The organism is Pseudomonas sp. Pf153, assembly GCF_001269775.1.
Lineage (GTDB): Bacteria > Pseudomonadota > Gammaproteobacteria > Pseudomonadales > Pseudomonadaceae > Aquipseudomonas > Aquipseudomonas uvaldensis.
The window spans coordinates 399709-420178 of the sequence record NZ_LHVL01000030.1 but is presented as its reverse complement, the minus strand read 5'-3'; the positions used below and the strand labels follow the sequence as shown (position 1 = coordinate 420178).

20 protein-coding genes are annotated in these 20470 nt (G+C 60.6%); 10 read left to right on the top strand and 10 right to left on the bottom strand.

What is annotated here, in order from left to right; genetic code table 11:
- Nucleotides 1-18 precede the first annotated feature (18 nt).
- Nucleotides 19-423 (top strand): TraR/DksA family transcriptional regulator, encoded by a 405-nt coding sequence (locus tag AD666_RS22975; protein ID WP_024780047.1) that lies wholly within the window; start codon nucleotides 19-21, stop codon nucleotides 421-423.
- A gap of 177 nt (nucleotides 424-600) precedes the next feature.
- Nucleotides 601-2211, top strand: a complete 1611-nt coding sequence (locus AD666_RS22970) for a methyl-accepting chemotaxis protein (protein WP_053157282.1) — start codon at nucleotides 601-603, stop codon at nucleotides 2209-2211.
- Between the two features lie 94 nt (nucleotides 2212-2305).
- Here AD666_RS22970 and AD666_RS22965 read toward each other — a convergent pair whose 3' ends face one another.
- Both AD666_RS22965 and AD666_RS22960 read right to left on the bottom strand, forming a co-directional pair.
- A complete protein-coding gene (locus AD666_RS22965; protein WP_053157280.1) occupies nucleotides 2306-2542 on the bottom strand; it encodes a DUF2789 family protein in 237 nt (78 codons plus the stop codon).
- Between the two features lie 99 nt (nucleotides 2543-2641).
- Entirely contained in the window at nucleotides 2642-2878 is a 237-nt protein-coding gene (locus tag AD666_RS22960) for a hypothetical protein (RefSeq protein WP_053157277.1), read from the bottom strand.
- Between the two features lie 428 nt (nucleotides 2879-3306).
- Here AD666_RS22960 and AD666_RS22955 point away from each other — a divergent pair, with 428 nt between their 5' ends.
- From AD666_RS22955 to AD666_RS22945, 3 genes are all read left to right on the top strand, one after another.
- Complete coding sequence (locus AD666_RS22955) at nucleotides 3307-3756, top strand: hypothetical protein (RefSeq protein WP_053157274.1); 450 nt, start codon at nucleotides 3307-3309, stop codon at nucleotides 3754-3756.
- Between the two features lie 189 nt (nucleotides 3757-3945).
- Nucleotides 3946-4956: an ABC transporter substrate-binding protein gene (locus AD666_RS22950; protein WP_053157271.1), complete on the top strand. Its 1011-nt coding sequence runs from the start codon at nucleotides 3946-3948 to the stop codon at nucleotides 4954-4956.
- Nucleotides 4957-5093: 137 nt separating this feature from the next.
- Nucleotides 5094-5531, top strand: a complete 438-nt coding sequence (locus AD666_RS22945; RefSeq protein ID WP_053157268.1) for a DUF3995 domain-containing protein — start codon at nucleotides 5094-5096, stop codon at nucleotides 5529-5531.
- Between the two features lie 7 nt (nucleotides 5532-5538).
- Here the strand turns inward: AD666_RS22945 and AD666_RS22940 are convergent, their stop codons facing one another.
- Genes AD666_RS22940 through AD666_RS22915 form a run of 6 tightly spaced genes read right to left on the bottom strand, consistent with a single transcriptional unit; the run spans nucleotide 5539 to nucleotide 11599 of the window.
- Complete coding sequence (locus tag AD666_RS22940; RefSeq protein ID WP_053157264.1) at nucleotides 5539-5892, bottom strand: Na+/H+ antiporter subunit G; 354 nt, start codon at nucleotides 5890-5892, stop codon at nucleotides 5539-5541.
- Entirely contained in the window at nucleotides 5889-6167 is a 279-nt protein-coding gene (locus AD666_RS22935) for a K+/H+ antiporter subunit F (RefSeq protein WP_047700910.1), read from the bottom strand. Before AD666_RS22935 ends, AD666_RS22940 begins: the two co-directional genes overlap by 4 nt.
- On the bottom strand, nucleotides 6164-6652 hold the full coding sequence (locus AD666_RS22930; RefSeq protein ID WP_053157261.1) for a Na+/H+ antiporter subunit E: 489 nt from the start codon (nucleotides 6650-6652) through the stop codon (nucleotides 6164-6166). The genes AD666_RS22935 and AD666_RS22930 overlap by 4 nt, the downstream gene beginning before the upstream one ends.
- Nucleotides 6649-8334, bottom strand: a complete 1686-nt coding sequence (locus AD666_RS22925; protein ID WP_053157259.1) for a monovalent cation/H+ antiporter subunit D — start codon at nucleotides 8332-8334, stop codon at nucleotides 6649-6651. The genes AD666_RS22930 and AD666_RS22925 overlap by 4 nt, the downstream gene beginning before the upstream one ends.
- Entirely contained in the window at nucleotides 8331-8675 is a 345-nt protein-coding gene (locus AD666_RS22920) for a Na+/H+ antiporter subunit C (RefSeq protein WP_053157256.1), read from the bottom strand. The genes AD666_RS22925 and AD666_RS22920 overlap by 4 nt, the downstream gene beginning before the upstream one ends.
- Nucleotides 8675-11599 (bottom strand): monovalent cation/H+ antiporter subunit A, encoded by a 2925-nt coding sequence (locus tag AD666_RS22915; protein ID WP_053157254.1) that lies wholly within the window; start codon nucleotides 11597-11599, stop codon nucleotides 8675-8677. Before AD666_RS22915 ends, AD666_RS22920 begins: the two co-directional genes overlap by 1 nt.
- 528 nt (nucleotides 11600-12127) lie before the next feature.
- Between AD666_RS22915 and AD666_RS27075 the strand changes: the two genes are divergently transcribed.
- The 3 genes from AD666_RS27075 to AD666_RS22905 all read left to right on the top strand — a co-directional run bounded on the left by AD666_RS27075 (nucleotide 12128) and on the right by AD666_RS22905 (nucleotide 14421).
- On the top strand, nucleotides 12128-12580 hold the full coding sequence (locus AD666_RS27075; RefSeq protein ID WP_371259620.1) for an HNH endonuclease signature motif containing protein: 453 nt from the start codon (nucleotides 12128-12130) through the stop codon (nucleotides 12578-12580).
- Nucleotides 12561-12839 carry a bacteriocin immunity protein gene (locus AD666_RS22910; protein ID WP_053157251.1) on the top strand — a complete coding sequence of 93 codons (279 nt, stop codon included), beginning with the start codon at nucleotides 12561-12563 and terminating at the stop codon, nucleotides 12837-12839. Before AD666_RS27075 ends, AD666_RS22910 begins: the two co-directional genes overlap by 20 nt.
- A gap of 82 nt (nucleotides 12840-12921) precedes the next feature.
- Complete coding sequence (locus AD666_RS22905; protein ID WP_053157247.1) at nucleotides 12922-14421, top strand: bacteriocin immunity protein; 1500 nt, start codon at nucleotides 12922-12924, stop codon at nucleotides 14419-14421.
- A gap of 114 nt (nucleotides 14422-14535) precedes the next feature.
- On the opposite strand, the gene AD666_RS22900 is transcribed toward AD666_RS22905, so the two are convergent.
- Nucleotides 14536-15537, bottom strand: coding sequence for a DMT family transporter (locus tag AD666_RS22900; protein WP_053157245.1), 1002 nt, complete (start codon nucleotides 15535-15537; stop codon nucleotides 14536-14538).
- A gap of 15 nt (nucleotides 15538-15552) precedes the next feature.
- Here AD666_RS22900 and AD666_RS22895 point away from each other — a divergent pair, with 15 nt between their 5' ends.
- Together AD666_RS22895 and AD666_RS22890 are read left to right on the top strand one after the other, a co-directional pair.
- The gene (locus AD666_RS22895) at nucleotides 15553-16116 is read left to right on the top strand and encodes a helix-turn-helix domain-containing protein (protein WP_053158837.1); all 564 of its coding nucleotides are present in this window, start codon (nucleotides 15553-15555) and stop codon (nucleotides 16114-16116) included.
- A 14-nt stretch (nucleotides 16117-16130) separates the two neighbouring features.
- The gene (locus tag AD666_RS22890) at nucleotides 16131-17537 is read left to right on the top strand and encodes an FAD/NAD(P)-binding protein (RefSeq protein ID WP_053157242.1); all 1407 of its coding nucleotides are present in this window, start codon (nucleotides 16131-16133) and stop codon (nucleotides 17535-17537) included.
- Nucleotides 17538-17597: 60 nt separating this feature from the next.
- Here the strand turns inward: AD666_RS22890 and AD666_RS22885 are convergent, their stop codons facing one another.
- Nucleotides 17598-20348, bottom strand: a complete 2751-nt coding sequence (locus AD666_RS22885; RefSeq protein WP_256222765.1) for an RHS repeat-associated core domain-containing protein — start codon at nucleotides 20346-20348, stop codon at nucleotides 17598-17600.
- Between the last annotated feature and the right edge of the window lie 122 nt (nucleotides 20349-20470).

Below are 20470 nucleotides of genomic sequence, written 5' to 3'. Positions count from 1 at the left end.
TTTTTTATAGAGAAATCAATGACAAAGGAAAAGTTGCTGGCCATGCCGGCGGATGACTACATGAACGCCGAGCAGCTGGCTTTCTTCACCAAGCTGTTGCAGAACATGAAAGTCGAAACCCACGAGCGCATCGAACAGAACCGAATCGCCATTGAAAGCCTGGACTCCCCGGCCGACCCCGCGGACGCTGCATCCGTAGAAGAAGAGCGTACCTGGCTGGTCAACGCCATCGACCGTGACCAGCGCATGCTGCCCCAGTTGGAGCAGGCCCTGGATCGCATCAACGACGAAAGCTTCGGCTGGTGCGACGACAGCGGCGAGCCGATTGGCCTCAAGCGCCTGCTCATCAGCCCGACCACCAAGTACTGCATCGAAGCCCAGGAACGTCACGAGCAGATCGACAAGCACCAGCGTCAGGCCTGATTCTCCGGCAAAAAGATCGCAACCTGGGGCAACCGCTGCCCAAGATTGCGATCTTTTTGTGTTTTCTCTCCCGGCTAACGTTGATCTACTGCAAAAAACACGACTAATGGACCATGGATAATGGCTCGGTAGTGGCGTTTAATGCAGGCATAACAACGAGAAGTGTGGGTGACGAACATGGCGACAGACGGATCTCTGGCGGGTGCGGTGCCTTCCTCGGTGCCTGAGACACAACGTACGGCGCGCTGGCTGACGCCGACCTTGCAAAGTCTGGCGTTGACCCTGCTGCTGTGCGGCATGGCGCTGGGCGGATGGTCGCTGTACCTGGCCCTGCCGCTGGTGATGCTGATCGTCTGGTTGCCGCGCCTGCGCTCGCGTCTGACCACCGCGCCTGAAACGGTGGCTGACGCCGATGCCCTGGCCGGGCTGACCCGTGACCTGTCCTATACCACCAGCCACAACGCCTTGTCGGCGGCCGGTGTCGCCTATTCGGTCAAGCAACTGGCCGGCAGGGTCCAGTCGCAGCTCGATGCCGCCGCCCAAATTGTCAGCAACGCCGAAGCGATGATCGCCACCGAGCAGGCCACCTCGCAACTCAGTCAGCAGGCCCTGGGCGCCGCCAGCGAGGCCCATCGCAGCAGCGTGGCGGGTCGTAGCGAGTTGGTGGAATCCATCAGCCGCATGCACCAGCTCAGCCAGCGCGCAAACGACAGCCGCGAGCTAATCGAGGCGTTGAGCGTGCGCAGCGATGAGATCCAGCGAGTTACTCTGGTGATCCAGTCCATCGCCAGCCAGACCAATCTGCTGGCGCTGAACGCCGCCATCGAGGCCGCACGGGCCGGCGAGCATGGCCGAGGATTCGCGGTGGTGGCCGATGAGGTGCGGGGCCTTGCCGGTCGTACAGCCGCGGCGACCGGGGAAGTCGGGGTCATGGTCGCGGATATCCAGCAACGCACCGCCCAGGTGGTCGAGCAGATCCGTCAATTGGCCGGTGATCTGGACAGTGGCGTCCAGCAGGTCGAGCACACCGGACAGCACCTGGAAAACATCGCCCGGCTCGCCGCCGGTGTCGAGAATCAGGTCGGCGCCATCGCCCAGGGCACCGACACCAATCGCGAACAACTCGACAGCCTGTTCCATGCCATCGAGCAGATGCGCAGCGACCTTTGCGTCAGCGACCAGCAAACCCAGCGCCTGGCCGAGGCGGCGGTGCAGATGGAAGGCCAGGCCGAAACCATCAGCGAACGCCTGGCCGAAGTGGGGCTCGATGATTATCACCAGCGGGTCTACGATCTGGCAAAGGAAGGAGCCGGCCAGATCGCCGCACAATTCGAGGAGGACATCGACCAGGGCCGCATCAGCCTGGACGACCTGTTCGATCGTAATTACCAGCCCATCCCCAACACCCAGCCGGCCAAATACCAGACCCGTTTCGACCGTTACACCGATCAGGTCCTGCCGGCCATCCAGGAGCCGCTGCTCGCACGGCACGAGGGCCTGGTGTTTGCCATCGCCTGCACCCAACAGGGCTACGTGCCGACGCACAACAAGGTTTTCAGCCAGCCGCTGACCGGCGATCCCCAGGTGGATACGCTGAACAACCGCACCAAGCGCAAGTTTTCCGACCGCACCGGCATACGGTGTGGCAGCCACCAACAGCCCGTTTTATTGCAGACCTACACCCGTGACACCGGCGAGCTGATGCACGATTTGTCCGTACCGATCATGATCAAGGGACGCCATTGGGGCGGGCTGCGACTGGGTTACAAACCCGAGAAACCACGATAACGCACCGAACACTGGAAAACGCAGAACCCTGTGGCCAGGGAGCAATCTCCCTGCCACACAGGCCGGTTTTACGTTCAACGGATGCCCCCGGACACTATTTACCGTCGTGCAATCGCACATTCAACTGATCCACCAGCACGGCCTCCTCGCCATCGGCGAGCAGCCATTCCCGAAGCAGGTCTTTCTGCTGATCCGACCAGAAGTCGGCCTCCACCAGTTTGGTTTCCGGCGCCAGTGGATGCGCCATGATGAAGTCGTCGATGGCTTTGCCGTCCGAGGGCAGGCCCAATTGGTCGAACAGGGTCTTGAGTTCGTGGGAAGGCTGTTCCATGGGATTCTCCTTGGGGCATGCGCCGTCATGGCGCTTCGGTTGCGTTCCTTTATCTGAGGCAAGCGGACGCCAAGAGTTCTATTGTTTGCACGCCGATGTTCAAGCGCTGTGTTCCAGGTGCCTGGCGAGGTAACAGGCTTCGTTATGATCTGCGCGGAAACCCCTTACACGGCCAGTCGACGTTTCTTCAATATGGAAAAAACACTTGCCGGCCAGGACGACCCGATAACGCGGTTGGAACAGGGCAACCTTGAGGCATTCGACCCTGCCAGGGGGTTCGTGGGTATCGACGATGCAAGGCGTGGCGGGTTGGATCAAGGGTGTGAAGGTGTCCATGTGAATTCCTTTTCTATGGCTTACCGACGAATTGCCGGGGGTTTTGAGTAGTCTCCGTGCGTACGGGTGCTCTAGAATCGACGGCACCGTATGGACGGTTGTGCCTATCTAAAGCAATTTTTTTCAGGCTCGATGTCAGAAAAATGCTTTTTTAAGTGTGAAATTTCCCTAAAGTTAGTAGTCCGACATTTTCCGGCGTTCAGAGTGGCGATTTCCTTCAGCCCCTGACGACCCCCGGGAAAGACGGCGAGAGCGACAATCCTTTAGTCTTCTCTCGCCCGGGACAGGGTACGCCGTTCACTTCGAATTTCAGTTTCAGGTTCATTGCGACGATACAGTCGGCACGGATTCTCGTTGTCCGTCCATCGCGCAGAGCGGACCTTATTTCAAAAGATGGGGATGTTTCCTTGGCAGTAAGTAATCTCGACATGCATGCGTTATTTGTACTGGGTGACCTTCGGGCAAAGCTGGTCAAGCTCTTTCAGTCACGTTTCGTCTACATCACCGAGCAGACCGCCGAAGGTATTTATGTTGCTGAAATCGATACCGAGTCGGCGCTGGTGGTGGATGACAAGCCCAGACTCGAGCTCAAGGTCGGTGATCATTTTCGTGCGGCGGTATTGCCAAGTCGCGAGGGTGGCAAGTTCGAAATCAGGTTTCGCGACATCAAGCTGACGGCCTATGGCCTTGGGGATTACGCGTTTGTAACGACGTCGGGCGGCGAGGCGATCCTTTTCAAGGAAGGCCATAGCGTGGTCACCGTGTTCGCGGCGAACGAACAACTTCAGGAAGGCATCACCAAAACCCTGAAGGCCGTTACCGCTAAAGCCGCGAAGTGGCGCAAGGGCGAACTCGTGACGTTCAAGGCCAGCGAATGATCGATGCAAGCTCCGTGAAAAAATGTAGGAAGTAGGCCGCGCACGTTCCGAATCCCCAAACCCGGCAACAGTTTTCACCAGAACTCGCTGGAACCTCGGCTACAGTCAGTTGACTGAATTATTCGTAGGCTCGCGTTCAATTACGCAGGGCCATTCAGCTATGGCTGTGTCTGGCACGAGGTACAACAGATGAAACGAGTTCGACAGTGGCTGGCTGCCTGGGCCGCCTTCGCGGTGTTGGTTTCGCCACTTCCGGCAGCGGCCGCTTCGGCGCCGATCCACTTTGCCGATCTGAACTGGGAAAGCGGCAGCCTGATTACCGAGATCCTGCGGGTCGTCGTCGAAAAGGGTTATGGCCTGAAAACCGATACATTGCCAGGCACCACCATTACCCTGGAAACCGCTCTGGCCAATAACGATATCCAGGTCATCGGCGAAGAGTGGGCCGGACGCAGTCCGGTGTGGGTCAAGGCCGAAGCCGAGGGCAAGGTGATTGCCCTGGGTGACACGGTCAAGGGCGCCACCGAAGGCTGGTGGGTGCCGGAGTACGTGATCAAGGGCGACCCGGCCAAGGGAATCAAGCCTCTGGCGCCGGACCTGCGCAGCGTCAGCGACCTGGCGCGTTACAAGCACGTGTTCAAGGATCCGGAGAGTCCCGACAAGGGGCGTTTCCTCAACAGCCCGATTGGCTGGACGTCCGAGGTGGTCAACAAGCAGAAACTCAAGGCGTATGGCCTGACGGACAGCTACGTGAACTTCCGCAGCGGCTCGGGGGCCGCGCTGGATGCGGAAATCACCTCGTCGATCCGCCGGGGCAAACCGATCCTGTTTTATTACTGGTCGCCCACGCCTTTGCTAGGGCGCTTCAAACTGGTGCAACTGGAGGAACCGCCATTTGATGCCCAGGCGTGGAAAACCCTGACCGATGCCGACAACCCCAATCCGAAGCCGACCCGGTCACTGGCCTCGAAACTGTCCATCGGCGTATCAGCGCCGTTCCAGAAGCAGTACCCGCACATCGCCGAGTTCTTCAGCAAGGTCGACTTGCCCATCGATCCGTTGAACAAGGCCCTGGCCGACATGAGCGAAAAGCGTACGCCGCCGCGCGAAGCCGCCGAGGCCTTTCTCAAAGCCCATCCTCAAGTCTGGCAGGCGTGGCTGCCCAAGGACGTGGCGGACAAAGTGTCTGCGCAGCTGTAGGCGTTCGTCCGCCGGTCGGTTGAACTCTTGATCCTGGGCAATGAGTGTTTCGCTGGAAGCTGGCAATCTGCGCCGGTCCAGCGAAATATCAAATTCGAGCTAGGATGAATGTTCAACCTTTTCCAGGAGGCTGGCGAATGACGCTGTTATTGGCTCGGTCGCTGGTCGCGATGTTCGCGGCCATCAGCTTGATTCATCTGTATTGGGCCTTGGGCGGACGATGGGCCGTCCTGGCAGTGGTACCCCAGGTTCCGGTGCGACAGGGCGACACGTTGCGTCCGGCGTTCGATCCGTCGGGCTGGTTGACCTTGCTGGTGGCCCTGGCGCTGCTGTTGATTGCCGTTCTGGTATGCCTGCGGGTCGGCCTGCTGGCACCGCCGGTCACCCATCGGGCCTTGCAATGGGTGATCAGTGCGATTGCCTTGCTGATGTTCGCCCGGGCCATCGGCGAATCGGAGCTGGTGGGATTCTTCAAGGAGTTCAAGGACTCGACGTTTGCCAAGCTCGACACCTGGGTTTATTCGCCGTTGTGTGTCGTGCTCGGGGCGGGGTTGCTGGCGGTCGCCTGGGCCTGAAGATACCTCATTCGCTCCTGCGACTACTGACCTCCGCTGGCACATCATCCCCTGCCATGCGCTTGCGAAACAACGCCGCCCGGGCCAGCAGCAGGGTGGTCACCGGTACGGTGATCGACAGCAGGATCGGGATCAGCCAGGCGTGCAGTACCGGCCCGGACTTGAGCGCCGAAAAATACACGATCGAGGCCAGCGCCACGCACCAGGCGCCCAGTGTCGAGGCCAGGGCCGGCGGGTGCATCCGCTGGAAGTAGTCTTTCAACCGTACCAGACCGATTGCCCCGAGCAGGGCGAGCAGGCTGCCGAGCACCAGCAGGATTGCCACTGCGCCTTCGATCCACATCGACAATTGCCCATTCATTCGATCACCTCGCCACGCAGCAGGAACTTGGCCAGGGCGAACGAGCCGACAAAGCCAAACAGGGCGATCAGCAACGCCGCCTCGAAATAGGTGTCGCTGGCATAACGAATACCCAGCACCAGCATCATCAGCATCGCCACGATGTACAGATAGTCCAGGGCCAATACCCGATCCTGTGCCGAGGGGCCCTTGAACAGCCGCAACAAGGTCAGTACCAGCGCCAGGGAGAACAGGAACAGACTCAACAGGATCGCGTTGGACAGCAGCGGGCTCATTGGAAGATCTCCATCAAGGGGCGCTCGTAGGTAGCCTTGAAGTGGGCGATGAACGAAGCTTCGTCGTCCAGATCGAACACATGCATCAAAAGGATGCTGCGATCCAGCGCCAGTTCCGACCACACGGTCCCGGGGATGACCGTAGTGATCATCGACAATGCCGCCAGGCCATTGGCGTCGTGCAGATCCAGCGGCACTTTGACGAAGCGCGAGCGAGGCGGGCGGCGTCCGGCGCTCACCACGCCCCAGGCCACGGCCAGGTTGGACACCAACACGTCAAAGCCCACCCGCAGGAACAGCCGAAGCACCGTCCATGGGCGACGGATACGAATGGGGCGTGGTCGCAGCGGGCGCATCAGCAACGGTGCCAGAAAGCCCAGCGCCGCCCCCAGTAACACATGGCCTGCGCTGACGGACAGATTCAGGACCAGCCATAGCATCCAGAGCGCCAGGGACAGCCACGGTGCGGGGAACAGGCGCTTCATGGCTGCACCTCCTGTAACGCGGCGCGGGCATCGGGGCTTGGGATGGCGCCGGTGGCGAGCACCGACATCACGTAATGCTCAGGGTTGTTCAGGGCCTCGGCGGTCTCCTGGGTGTAGCGCAGCAGCGGCTCGGCCTTGAAGGTCAGCACGATACCCAGGCCCAGCAACACGATGATCGGCAGGCATTCGAACGATCGCAGCAAAGGCGATGGTCGCTCCTTGGGGGTCCAGAAGCGTTGAATGCCCAAGCGCGAGAATGCGATCAGCGAGGTCAGCCCGGAGAGGATCAGCAAGACCAGCAGGCCCCACGCCTGAGGGGAGACGGACTGTCCAGCGCTCTCGCCAAGCCCCAGGGGGTTGAGCAGTGCATTCAACAGGCCCAGCTTGCCGATGAAGCCGGAAAGGGGGGGCATACCGACAATCAGCAGCGAACAGGCAATGAAACTCAAGCCGAGAAAGGCCAGTGTCCAGGGGATGACCTGTCCGACCACGGCCTTCTGCTCATCATCGAGGTTGGTGCCCTTGGGCGGTTCCAGGGATTCCAGAGGGCGGGGCAGCGCATCGACATCGTCATCCAGTGGCAGTTCGTTGGCCGAGCGTGAACGTTCGATCAACTCCGCCAGCAGGAACAGCGCACACAGCGCCAGGGTTGAACTCACCAGGTAAAACAGCGCTGCGCCCACAAGATTTGGCTGGGCGAAGCCGATGGCCGACAACAGGATACCGGCGGATACCAGGATGCTCAGGCTTGCCATACGCTCCAGGCGCTGGGCCGCGAGGATGGCGATGGCGGCGCAGACGATGGTCGCCATGCCGCCATAGATCAGCCAGTCTGCGCCGAAATACGCCGAAGCACCGGCCTGGCCGGAAAACAGCAGCGTCCACAGGCGCAGGATCGTGTAGACACCCACCTTGGTCATGATCGCGAACAATGCCGCCACCGGCGCGCTGGCAGCGCTGTACGCCGGCACCAGCCAGAAGTTCAGCGGCCACATGCCGGCCTTGGCCAGGAACGCCACGGCGAGAATGGCCGCTCCGGCGTGCAGCAGGCCCCGGTCGGCTTCGGGGACGAGAGGCACTTTCAATGCCAGGTCGGCCATGTTCAGGGTGCCGGTAACCCCGTAGATCAGCGCCGCGCCGATCAGGAACAGCGACGAGGCCAGCAGGTTGATGGAAATGTAATGCAGCCCCGACGACACCCGTGCCCGGCCCGAGCCATGCAGCAGCAACCCGTAGGAAGCCGCCAGCAGCACCTCGAAAAACACGAACAGGTTGAACAGGTCCGCCGTGAGGAAAGCACCGTAGAGACCCATCAGTTGGATCTGGAACAGCGCATGGAAGCTCGCCCCGGCGCTGTGCCAGCGGGCGGTGGCGAAGAGCAGGGCGCTGAAACCGATGATGCCGGTCAGTACCAGCATCAGGGCCGACAGGCGATCGACCACCAGCACGATGCCGAAAGGCGCCTGCCAGTTGCCCGGCAGGTATACGCCAATGGAGGCGGGCAAGGCCTGGTCCTGGGTCCAGCGCAGCAACAACACCGCGATACCCAGCCCCAGTAGCGTGGAGAACAGGTTGATCCGTGCTTTGAGCGTACGGTGCTTTTCGCCCAGCATCAGCATCAAGGCGGCGGTCAGCAGCGGCAGCAGGATGGGGGCGGCGATCAGGTGAGGCGTCAACATCATTCCTTGGGCTCCCGGCCGTCCACATGGTCGGTGCCGGTCAAGCCCCGGGAGGCCAGCAGCACCACCAGGAACAATGCGGTCATGGCGAAGCTGATCACGATGGCAGTCAACACCAGGGCCTGGGGCAACGGGTCGGTGTAGTGCAGCAGATTCTGGGGCACGCCATCCTTGATGATCGGTTCCTTGCCGATGAACAGGCTGCCCATGCTGAAGATGAACAGGTTGACGCCGTAGGACAGCAGGCACAGGCCCATGACCACCTGGAAGGTCCGTGGCCGCAGCACCAGCCAGACACCGGAGGCGGCCAGGACACCGATTGCAATTGCGATGACTTCTTCCATCAGATGGCGGCTCCTGAGACGGGGGCTGTGGATTTGGCCTGCAGGCCCGGCTTGTGGGCCCGCACCGATTGGTGGGCCAGGGCGGTGAGGATCAGCAGGGTCGAGCCGACCACTACCGCATACACGCCGATGTCGAAGAACAGCGCACTGGCCACATGAATATCGCCCAGCAACGGCAACTCGAGGTGCCAGGTGTGGGTGGTCAGGAACGGATAACCCACGGCCATTGCGCCAAGACCGGTGACCGTGGCGAAGAGCAGCCCGGTGCCCATCCAGCGCAGGGGACGCAGGCTCATTTGCGCCTCGACCCACTGAGTGCCGGCGACCATGTATTGCAGGATGAACGCCACCGACATCACCAGCCCGGCCACGAAGCCGCCGCCCGGTTGGTTGTGACCGCGCATGAACAGGTAGAACGACACCACCAGGGCAATCGGCAACAGCAGGCGCACCAGCACCGACGGCACCATCATGAAGCCCAGGGCTGTGTCACTGGCGTGACGCGGGTTGACCAGGTCAGTGACCACGTCAGGTGCCAGCAGTCGCTGTTGCGCCGGGAGCTGCATGCTTTCCTTTGGTGGCCGGAAACGCCGCAACAGGGCGAACACGGCCAGGGCGACCGCGACCAGCACGGTGATCTCTCCCAGGGTGTCGAAGCCGCGAAAGTCCACCAGCATCACGTTCACCACATTGCTACCGCCGCCTTCGGGCAAGGCCCGGCTGAGGTAGAACGAGGAAATGTCGTTAGGGGTCTGGCGTGTCAGCATCGCATAGGACAGCAGCGCCATGCCGCCGCCCACGGAGAAGGACAGCAGCAAGTCCCGCAGGCGACGCACGCGAGCACGCCGTTCGCTGTTGGGGCGCGGCAAGGCGTCCTCGATCCGCCGTGGCAACCAGCGCAGGCCCAGCAGGATCAGCACAGTGGTCACCACTTCCACCACCAACTGGGTCAGGGCCAGGTCGGGAGCGGAGAACCAGACGAAGGTCACGCAGGTCATCAGGCCGCAGACGCTGACCATGGTCAGGGCCGCGAGCCGGTGATACTTGGCCTGCCAGGCCGCGCCCAATGCGCAGGCGATTGCCAGCAGCCAGAGAATGACGAACACGATGGAACCAGGAATCTTCGGTCGATCACCCCAGACCAGCGTGCTGTGCAACATCGGAATCAGCCCGGCCAGGACCGCGACCAGCACCAGCAGGAACAGTTGGGCCTGGAGACGTCGGGTGCTGATTTGCCGTTCCAGCCGACGGCTCAGGCGCATCATCAACACCAGGCTGCGCTCGAACAGCCGCTTGCCGCTGAGCCGGCCAATAAGCGGTGGCTGCAAGATCTGCCCGCGCTTGAATCGTTTGCGAAGCAGCAGGTACAGGACGATGCCGCCGGACATCGCCACCAAGCTCATGACCATCGGCGCGTTCAGGCCATGCCAGATCGCCAGGCTGTAATCAGGCAGGGGGCCGCCTACTACCGGCAACGCAGCGGCGGCGAGCAGGGAACCGACTACCTGGGCCGGGAAGATCCCCACCAACAGGCAGGCAAACACCAGTAACTCCACCGGTGCCCGCATCCAGCGCGGCGGTTCGTGGGGGGTGAGGGGCAGGTCGGTGGCGGTGGGGCCGAAGAACACGTCCACGGTGAAGCGCAGGGAGTAGGCGACGCTGAACGTTCCGGCAAGGGTGGCGATGATGGGCAGCGACAGTTCGACCCAGGTCGTGGCGGAGATGAAGACGGTCTCGGCGAAAAACATTTCCTTGGACAGGAAGCCGTTGAGCAACGGCACCCCGGCCATCGCCGCGCTGGCGACCATGGCGAGCGTTGCCGTGAACGGAATCAGCCGCACCAGTCCACTGAGCTTGCGAATGTCGCGGGTGCCGCTCTCATGGTCGATGATCCCGGCGGCCATGAACAGCGAGGCCTTGAAGGTGGCGTGGTTGAGGATATGGAACACCGCCGCCACCGCCGCCAACGGACTGTTGAGGCCCAACAGCAGCGTGATCAGGCCGAGGTGGCTGATGGTGGAGTAGGCCAGCAGGCCCTTGAGGTCGTTCTGGAACATCGCGCAGTAGGCGCCCAGCATCAGCGTACAGGCACCCGCGCCGCCAACGATGTAGAACCACTGTTCGCTGCCCGACAGCGACGGCCACAACCGCGCCAGGAGGAACACCCCGGCCTTGACCATGGTGGCCGAGTGCAGATACGCCGATACCGGTGTGGGCGCGGCCATGGCGTGGGGCAGCCAGAAGTGGAAAGGGAACTGGGCGCTTTTGCTCAGCGCGCCGATCAGGATCAGTGAAAGCAGGGCCGGGTAGAGGGCGTGGGCACGAATGGTATTGCCAGCGGCCAGGACCCGATCCAAGTCATAACTGCCCACCACATGCCCGAGCAGCATCACCCCGGCCAACAGGCACAGCCCACCGGCCCCGGTCACCATCAACGCCATATAGGCACCGCGTCGGGCATCGGCGCGGTGGTGCCAATAGCCGATCAGCAGGAACGAGAACAGGCTGGTCAGCTCCCAGAAAAACACCATCTGGATCAGATTGCCGGAAATCACCAGCCCCAGCATGGCGCCCATGAACGCCAGTAAAAATGCGAAGAAACGTGGCACCGGATCATCCGGGGACATGTAGTAGCGCGCATACAGCGAAACCAGCGTGCCGATGCCCAGCACCAGCAGCGAAAACAGCCAGGCAAAGCCGTCCAGGCGCAGCACGAAATCCAGGCCCAGGCTGGGCAACCAGGCATAGGTCTCGCGGATCACGCCGCCGTCGGCGATCTGCGGGTACAGCAAGGCCACCTGGACCGTGCCGGCCAAGGCGACCAGGCCAGCCAGCAATGATTCGGCGTTACGGGCGTTATGCGGCAACAGCGCCGCGACACAACTGCCGAGGAAGGGCAAAAGCAATAGAACTATCAGGGACATAGGTTTCTATTCGGCGGGTGGATAGCAGGGATCATACGTGGCGTATTCCAGATCACCAACCGCGAGGGTGTCGCAGAATCGTACAAGATAGGTGGCTTTTTCCTAAAAGTCCCGGGCGACATCAACCAAAAGCGCATCGAACGAGGTTTTGCGCCCTATGCGCCGAAAAGCACATGGGTCGGTGAACGCCGTGAGTTCGAACTGCGTTATCAAGCGCGGGCGGAATGGGGTGAAAACCCGTTCAACCTCGACCGTATCAGCATCACTACGCCAGACAGCGAGCACGGCAGGCCGGGAATCGTCCCGGCCGTTATACCTTGGCCGGCGCCACCGATCGGCACGGGCACCCGAACGCCCCTGGCGCCGCCGGGTGTTGAACTGCTCGGTCCGACCACCTCGCCGATTACGCCGCCGCTTTCGCCGGTTTATCCAGGTAACCCTGTAATCCCCGTCCTACCGCAAAACGAGACGTTTCCGGCTGTTGATCCGGGGCCAACCGGTGCGAGTATTCCGGGGTTCCCGGCGGATATGGAGTTGCCTTCGCCGGATGCGCTGTTTTATGACCGGCGGGATGATCCTGGCGTGGCGCTCGGGTTTGGGCAGCCAGTGTCGGGTCTTTGGTTGGGGGAGGCAGCCAGGACGACAGGTGTGCCTGTTCCTGATCGGATTGCGGATCAACTGAGGGGGAGAGAGTTTGCGAACTTTCATCGGTTCAGGGAGGCGTTTTGGATGGCGGTGGCGGCGGATGCGGAACTGAGCCGGCAATTTAACAATTCGAATTTAGTAAAAATGCGAAATGGAGTGGCCCCACGCGCAGTAGCGTCTGACGTTGCTGGAGGACGACAGAGCTTTGAACTTCATCATCACATTAGGGTTACGGATGGTGGGGACGTGTACGGCATGGACAATCTTTCGGTGGTGACGCCTCGATGCCATATAGGAATACACGGAGCGAAGAAAAATGATCAACTTGAAAAATAGTATTGAAGATTACACTGAGGCGGAGTTTCTGCTGTTCCTTGAAGAGTTTTTTGACAATAAAACCAAATTGCAAGGTTGTGCTCTGAGTAAATATTGGGACTTGCTGGCAGATCACTTCGAACGTGTTACGCAACATCCGTCAAAGTCCGATGTGATTTATTATCCCAAGGAAGGCCAGGAAGACAGCCCCGCCGGCATCCTGAAAGAAGTCAAGGAATGGCGCGCCCGAAATGACAAACCCGGCTTCAAGCCCGAATAAATGAGCCCCGGCGAACGCATCTGTTCGATCTGCCAAGCAAGTGCGTTCCCGAGGACGAATGCTCAAACAAGGAAAACCATAGATGGAACTTAAACCCAAACTCCAGGATTACACTGAAACCGAGTTTCAGGCGTTCGTAGGGAGAATCTGGAATGTCGGCATGGGCAAAGAAGAACATGACCGACTAATCAACCACTTCGATCGAATCGTCGGGCACCCCGAAGGTGCGGACCTGCTGTTTTACCCTGAGGACACCGGGTATACCAATGCCCCGGAAACGATTATCCACTTCGTAAAGCAGTGGCATTTCAACAAAAACGTTGTTCCCTTCAAGGGCGGAGTGTTGCCTGCCCCGGCGAAGCCCGCGCCTCGCTTGAGCATGGCGCAACACGCGACGGCAAGAGCCCAGCGCGAACTTGCCAATGCACAGCAGTTGGCCTCGGATGTCACCGCCGCAGAGCAGACGGTTGAAAAAGTCTTTACCCAGCTGGAGCTTGCGACGCGGCAACGACAAAACCAGCACGATGCAGAGCAGACGTTGGACGCACTCGAACAGGGGATGCGGCGATTGGAGCAGGCACAACACGAAGTGGTCATGGCCGTTCGTACGTTCGAGCGACATAAAATGCGTGTCGAGTTCGCTTTGAGTGGAGCCCAACGTGATCTCGCTTATAACAAATCCGATCAGGCGCTCTGGCAAGCGAATGCACGGCAGGCCGCTGCCAATCATGGTCGTTATCTTGCGCGTCTCTCCTCGATCGCCCAGCGGCATGCCGTTCTTCACGCTGCCGCTGAAGCTGTACTGGAGCGTTCCATGGAGCAATTGATACGGTTGCGTGGGCAGGCCGGCAGACCGACATTGTTTCGTTTGTCCGCTGCCAACGATATGAGGCACCCGAACCTGTTGCTGAGTGCCGCGCCGCCGCTCAAGACCCGTCAACGGGTGGAATTGCAAAAATCCATTCGTTCAGCCGTCGCCGAGTTCAATTGGTTGATGACACATTCGGAGCAGGGCCACACCGGGCAATATGCCGAGGTTCTGAGTTTTGATCTTGTCAGTCGAACCAAAGAGGTGCGTTTCGGCCTGTGTGTGGCGTTGGCCGAGATCTCTGCCATTGAACAGGACTGGCAGACCCTGGCCGCACAGCAAGGTGAGGTGGCGTTGCCGTTGCGAATGAGCACTGCAACAGTCGCGACAAAACCCGGCAGCCATTTCAGAGGCCTGAAAGAAATACGTGAGCTTTTTCAGATATACATCACGCCAGCTACGGGTATGTTGCCGTCCAAGGTGCGCGTAAGGCCCGCGGCTTGGGATGAGGCTGGACGGGCTTTTCGCTTGACTACGGACGGCCCGCAGCCCCGAGTGATTGAGTGGACCGGTGCGGACAGCTTGGAGGCGCCGGTTGCGTCCGAGCGAAATCGACTCGATTCTGCCGGTTTTATTCACGCTTCACCGGTGCCGATGTTGGCAGCCTTTGACTCCATCGAAGGTGTTCGATTCGATGATTACGTCGTGGTGTTTCCCCAGGATTCGGGATTGGAGCCACTCTATGTTGTGTTCAACGAACGTCGAAGCGCGTGATTGAAGGCGCTTGGGTAATGGCCAGTCAGGAGATAGCACGCCATACATACTGACGCTTGGCGAGGAAGCTAGGTCCCTCGCCACAGGTTCCATCATCATTGCAGGTGACCCGCGTCACTGCTCGCGCTCAAGCCCCCCATCCACCTCGACAATCTCTTTGCCCCGCATCTTCAACTCACTGACAATCACCGCCGCCACGATCAGAGCCGCGCCGAACAAGGCAATCGCCGGCAAGCGTTCGCCAGCTAGGCGCCCGGCGATGCCGGCCCACACCGGCTCACCGGCATAGATCAATGTGGCGCGGGTCGGCGACACGCTTCGCTGCGCCCAGTTCATCGCCACCTGGATCGCCGCGCTGGCGGCCCCCAGGCCCACGGCGCTGAACAGCAGGAACCAGGAAAAGTGCGGAATCGTTTCCTGAGTCGGTACCACCATCAGGAAGGCCAGCACCGCCGTGCTTGCCAGCTGCACCACGGTGACCCGGCGCACGTCGACCTGGCCGGCATAAGTACTGATCAGGATGATCTCGGCGGCAATCGCGATGGCGCTGATCAGTGTGGCGATTTCGCCGACGCTGAAGTTCAGCGAAGCGCCGGCAGGTCCCGACAGCAGCATCAACCCAGTGAACGCCAGCATAATGCCAATGCTGGGCATCAAGCCTGGCCGACGACCCAGCACCAGCCATTGCAATAATGGCACGAACGGGACGTAGAGCGCGGTGATGAACGCCGACTGGCTGCTGGGGATGGTCTGCAGGCCGACGGTCTGCAAGCCATAGCCGAGCATGATGGCCACGCCGATGAACGCCCCAGCCTTGAGCTCGAACAGGGTCAGGTCCCGCAGATGGCGCCAGGAGAACAAGGCCACGAACGCCGCCGCGGCAGCAAAGCGCAGGCCGACGAAAAACATAGGCCCGCTGACCGTCATGGCGTGCTGAACCAGCAGGAAGGTCCCGCCCCAGATCATGGTGATCAGCACCAGCACGCACTCGGCTTTGCTGAGGCGCAGGAAAGGGGAAGAAGCCTGGGGAGAATTCACGGATGCCATGTCCTTGCGCGTCACTTGAGGCGGACGCACAATGCGTCCGAAGTTGGGCAGTATAATGCGCAGCCCCATGAGATGAGCAATATAGTGCACAAAGAAAATGGCCCGCGGGCCTCCGTCCTGCAACACGTCAGCCAGAACATCCGCCGTCTGCGTCATGCCGCGCAGCTCAGCCAAAGCGCGCTGGCGGAACTGTCCGGGGTCAGTCGGCGGATGTTGGTAGCGATCGAGGCGGGCGAGACGAACGTGAGCCTGACCACCCTGGACCGCATCGCGGAGGCTTTGAACGTGGCCTTCAGCGACTTGATCCAGGCTTCTGACGCACGCGACCCGAGCCGGATCAACGAGCTGGCTTGGGCGGGGACCATCCCCGGCAGCAAAGCCGTCTTGCTGGCGAAGGCCACGGCCAGCCGCGAGGTCGAGCTCTGGGAATGGCGCCTCGAACCCGGCGAGCATTACCATTCCGAACCCGATGCCGATGGCTGGAGCGAGCAACTGTATGTGTTCGAGGGCTGCCTGACGCTACTGTTAGGCAACGAAGAACGTCGTATCGGCGCCGGTGAGTTTTTCATGTTCGCCAGCAACCAGCCCCATGCCTATCGTAACGACGGCTCGGTGGCGGTGATATTCGTACGCAACGTGGTGATTTGAACCGGGAGAGCGGCATGGACACAGCGGATATCCTGATCATCGGCGGCGGCCTGAGCGGTGCCATGCTGGCGGCGCAGTTGCTGCGTTTACCCGGCAGACGGGAAATCCTGATCGTCGAACCGCGCAGCGAGCTGGGCCGGGGCGAGGCCTACAGCGCCGTGGAACTGGGCCATACGTTGAATGGCAACGCCGCACGGATGAGTGTCGATCCGGACAATGCCGATGACCTGACCCAATGGCTCACCGCGTTCATCGAAGCCGGCGGCTGGCCCGAATCGGATCAGCAGCACGTGCCGGTCAGCGAGTTGTTTCCACCCCGTGGGATATTCGGCCTCTATGTGCAGCAACGTCTGGCCGAGGCTCGCGAGTTGGGCGCACAAAACGGTTCGACCGCCGAGCACGTGCGCGGGGAGGCCGTGGATCTGCGGCTTGCCGACAATACCGTGATGGTGACGCTGGACGACGGCCAACTCTTGCGTGGTCGTTTCGCGGTGCTCGCCACCGGCATGTTCCCGGCGGCGCGCACCCCGCAGACCGAATCCAGCGGCTTGAATGCCGCCGCCCTCGACCCTTGGGATGTGGCTGCGATGCGCCAGCTCGACCCGCAGTCCACGGTGTTGATCATTGGCTCGGGACTGACCATGGTCGACGCCGTGGTGTCCCTGGAGCAGGCCGGGCACCGCGGGCCGATCGAAGTGTTTTCCCGCCATGGCCTGCTGCCCCACGTGCGCCGCCAGCCACCGGCCTGGGTGGATTTCCTCGCTGAAGATCACAGCCTGCGTTCGCCACGCCAACTGATGCGCGCCCTGCGTGAGCAATGCCGCCAGGCCCACGCCCTGGGGATCGATTGGCAAGCGCCGCTGGACACCGTGCGCGCACACATCGGGCGCTTGTGGAACCAAGCCAGCGATGTGCAGCGCCGACAGTTCGTGCGGCATGTGCGTCCATGGTGGGAGAGTCATCACCATCGCTCGCCACCGTTGAGCGCGGAGCTGGTGGCGCGTCTGCATGGGGAAGGGCGGTTGCGGATCCAGGCGGCGTCGTTCAAGGGGCTGGCGTCGTCTCCCGAGGGCACAGTGGGTATTCACATCCGCCGCCGCGGACAAGCCGGCCTGGCAGCGGTGCAGGGCGCAGCGTTGATCAACTCCAGCGGCATTGAATATGACTGGCGTCGGGTTGCACGGCCGTTGCCGCAACAACTGTTGGCCCGAGGGCTGATCCAGCCGGGGCCGCTGGCCTTGGGTATTGCCGCGCGTGCCGATGGTGCGGTGCTGGATGCTCGAGGCGAACCCGCCGACCGCTTGTTCGCCATGGGCCCGCCGTTGCGGGGGATGTGGTGGGAAAGTACTGCCGTGACTGATGTGGCGAGTCAGGCCAAGGCGTTGGCGGGGCGGTTGGTCGAATTGCAAACCATACATTGAGACGACAAAAACCATTCCCTGTGGCGAGGGAGCTTGCTCCCGCCGAGTTGGGCAGCCGCTTTAAAACGGCGCCTCTTTGGCTCTTGGTAGAACTACATTGCTTCTCACGTTGGCGTACCTGATCAATATCTGTTGATAAGCAGACGTATTTATTTTGATTTCTATGTAGTCTCTATATATTCCGCTTGCGGAGTTTAGTTCGGATGAGAAGACGTAGTCTCTGCCCAGCTGTAAAGCGCTAGCGTTTTCCGTATAGACACTATAGACCCTCGGCGTAGTGGGATCGCTGCTTCTTGAGGTTTTCGACCAAGCGACAGCGTCATTGTAGCTAGGCGTGATGTAGAAACCGGGACCATTTTCCAGACCATTGGCAATACCCAAATATCGCTTATCCAACCCCTTCATCAGACTCTCACTGTGTTCCGTTTTGGAACCATGAAAGCCGATCAGGTCATAGTTGCTGATGGGCTGCTGCTTATCCTGCGATAGCGAAAAAATACTCGGAGCCGATGTCCAACGTCTCAAAGGGTCAAATAAAGGCTTAATATCTTTTTCATGCAGAGCCTCGATACTTGCTCCCAAGGTTTCTAAGTAGACATCCGTTGTTTTCTTAACCAATACAACCTCAGTGTCCGAAACAGGCGCTGTGAATTCTGGTAATTGACGCGTTAGCTCTGGAGGGACCCTGACTGAAACAACGGAGGGCCTGGGAGGGGCGACCGGTGGGAGGCTCATTACCGATGAGGGGCGAGGAGGTACACTGGGTGGGTTGTGCAATGTTGCTGAGGGTCGAGGAGGAATAGGCGGCGATCGCTCCATCAACCCTTCGACATCAACCCGGGCGAGTGGATTATTGGATACCATCCGATAGCGATTGAGCCCGTCTACGCTTTCTGCCGGATCCGGATTAATCCACCGCTGCAACCACGTCGCGTAATACCTGAACCCATAATAATAAAGCCCCGTCGCATCCCGCTCTTTCCCCGAATAACGCACCGTCTTGTAACTCGCCTCCACCTCACTGCGCCCGGCAAACCAGGCCGTACCGCCATACGGATGATAAGTTTCCTGGCTAATCACCTCGGCCTCGTTATCCAATTCCAGGCTGCTGGAACTCAGGTGGTCAGTCAGGCTGTAACGGTATTGGTTGTTGGCGATGCCGGCAGGCGGCGCCGTTTCCCAGTGCAGCACCTGCATCGCGCTACGTCCGGCCTGCACGCAGATCACTTGCAACACTTCGCCCGTGCCTGCGTGGGTACGAATTTCCAGGCCCGGCAAATAACGAACTTCCGAAATCAGCGAGCGGGCATTGGTTTGGGTCGAGCGGACCTTGCGCCGTCGCATTCCATCACCCCCGTAGAGGTACTGCTCGCGATCATCCACGGCGCTTTCACGCTCAACCGGTCGTACCTCGCGCAGTTGATTGCGTAAATCCCAAGCCATCGTTCGTCCCGGTTGCAAAGCCAGCAGATTGCCGTTGCCATCAAACGCGGCGGCGATGTCCTCTTCAGTCGGAGGCCGGTCATTGTGTTCCGCTAGACAACGGTTGCTGTGGCGCGCCGCCGTCAGTTTGCGGCTGTGGTTTTGTGGGCCGACATGAACCAGTTCAAGCAAGTTGCCACCGGCGTCGTATTGGTACGTTTGCTGATAGTTGGCGACTGCGCCCGGATCGTCGAAGCGGTTGAAGCCCGGACCTCGACCGGCACTTCCGGCCTCCCAGCCGGTTGCCTTGGTCAACTGATAGAGGCTGTCATAGTCATAGCGGTTGATCGGCTCCACCCGCTGGTTGGCGAAGTAGCGGATCGGCAGGGCGCCGTCTTCGATGCTCAGCACATTGCCTACCGGATCGTAGTGGTAGCGCTGATCCTGCAATGTTTGCGATCCACGCCGCGCTTCAAGCCGGGTCAAGCGTCCATCCTCAGGGCGGTACGCCAGCGTACTGACCACGCCATTGCCGGCGGTTTCCTGCTCGACCTGGTCGTAGGCGCTGTAGGCGAGGGCGCTGACCAGGGTCTGAGGCGTGGCTTGACCGCTCAGTTGCAGATGACTCGCGAACAACTGGCCGTCGACGGTGTAATCGAACAACTGCCGATTGCCCTTGGCGTCAATCTGCTCCAGCACATCGCCCAGCGGGTTGAAGCGTGTCGCACTGGTTGCCGCCTGCGCCACGGGCTCCAACAATGTCTCGCGCTCAGGTAGTGCCTGCGGCCAATCCGGTGATTCCAGCGCATGCAAAAAGCGCTGGGTCTGTTCAAGTACTCCGTCGGTCAAAGCATACTCGTCCAGCGTCTGGGTACCCGCCGGATCGTCGTGTCGGATCAATTGTCCGCACTGGTTATGAGCGGCAAAGCCGGCGGCTCCATCAGCGTATTCATAACGCTCGGCGCAGCGAGCGGCTTCGCCTTTGCCTTGTTCGAAAACGGCCATCGGGCGCAGCAGATCGTCGTATTCAACCCGTCGTTCAGTCTCACGGCTGTCCCAGGTCTGGACCAGTTGATCCCCATCACCGAACAAGCTGATCCGCTCACCGGCATCGACACTCATCGAGCCCAGGACCTTGCCTGACAGCGAGTGACGATTGCTCAGGTTGGCCGGAGTTCCGGCACTTTCCACACTGAGAGCCCATAGTCTGGGGTCCCATTGTTCAATCAGACGCCCCATTGCGTCATAGGCGCTGCGGTTGATTCGTTCTTCGGGGGCTGCGGTCTCGACGGCACGGTAATAAGCGACTGAACGAACATCGAGCCCGCGCGGGTCCACCACCGTCAGGGTGGGTGTGTGGGTGTGAATGCTGCCCGTCAGTCTCGACACGATTCAGGCCTTCGCGGGGTTCCCGTCCAGTAACTCCCCAATCCATAGCGCTGGCTACTGTCAGGAATGACAGTGTCGATAATCGGTATGAAATGGCCAACTCGTGTTCGTTCTCCAGTCGT

Bases quoted from the DNA above. Each gene is read 5' to 3' on its own strand.
- AD666_RS22935 (WP_047700910.1), bottom strand. From the start codon at position 6,167: ATGAGCCCGCTGCTGTCCAACGCGATCCTGTTGAGTCTGTTCCTGTTC.
- AD666_RS22930 (WP_053157261.1), bottom strand. From the start codon at position 6,652: ATGAAGCGCCTGTTCCCCGCACCGTGGCTGTCCCTGGCGCTCTGGATG.
- AD666_RS22955 (WP_053157274.1), top strand. From the start codon at position 3,307: ATGCATGCGTTATTTGTACTGGGTGACCTTCGGGCAAAGCTGGTCAAG.
- AD666_RS22945 (WP_053157268.1), top strand. From the start codon at position 5,094: ATGACGCTGTTATTGGCTCGGTCGCTGGTCGCGATGTTCGCGGCCATC.
- AD666_RS22970 (WP_053157282.1), top strand. From the start codon at position 601: ATGGCGACAGACGGATCTCTGGCGGGTGCGGTGCCTTCCTCGGTGCCT.
- AD666_RS22910 (WP_053157251.1), top strand. From the start codon at position 12,561: ATGATCAACTTGAAAAATAGTATTGAAGATTACACTGAGGCGGAGTTT.
- AD666_RS22905 (WP_053157247.1), top strand. From the start codon at position 12,922: ATGGAACTTAAACCCAAACTCCAGGATTACACTGAAACCGAGTTTCAG.
- AD666_RS22950 (WP_053157271.1), top strand. From the start codon at position 3,946: ATGAAACGAGTTCGACAGTGGCTGGCTGCCTGGGCCGCCTTCGCGGTG.
- AD666_RS22900 (WP_053157245.1), bottom strand. From the start codon at position 15,537: ATGGGGCTGCGCATTATACTGCCCAACTTCGGACGCATTGTGCGTCCG.
- AD666_RS22915 (WP_053157254.1), bottom strand. From the start codon at position 11,599: ATGTCCCTGATAGTTCTATTGCTTTTGCCCTTCCTCGGCAGTTGTGTC.
- AD666_RS22920 (WP_053157256.1), bottom strand. From the start codon at position 8,675: ATGGAAGAAGTCATCGCAATTGCAATCGGTGTCCTGGCCGCCTCCGGT.
- AD666_RS27075 (WP_371259620.1), top strand. From the start codon at position 12,128: ATGGAGTTGCCTTCGCCGGATGCGCTGTTTTATGACCGGCGGGATGAT.
- AD666_RS22925 (WP_053157259.1), bottom strand. From the start codon at position 8,334: ATGATGTTGACGCCTCACCTGATCGCCGCCCCCATCCTGCTGCCGCTG.
- AD666_RS22940 (WP_053157264.1), bottom strand. From the start codon at position 5,892: ATGAATGGGCAATTGTCGATGTGGATCGAAGGCGCAGTGGCAATCCTG.
- AD666_RS22890 (WP_053157242.1), top strand. From the start codon at position 16,131: ATGGACACAGCGGATATCCTGATCATCGGCGGCGGCCTGAGCGGTGCC.
- AD666_RS22965 (WP_053157280.1), bottom strand. From the start codon at position 2,542: ATGGAACAGCCTTCCCACGAACTCAAGACCCTGTTCGACCAATTGGGC.
- AD666_RS22975 (WP_024780047.1), top strand. From the start codon at position 19: ATGACAAAGGAAAAGTTGCTGGCCATGCCGGCGGATGACTACATGAAC.
- AD666_RS22960 (WP_053157277.1), bottom strand. From the start codon at position 2,878: ATGGACACCTTCACACCCTTGATCCAACCCGCCACGCCTTGCATCGTC.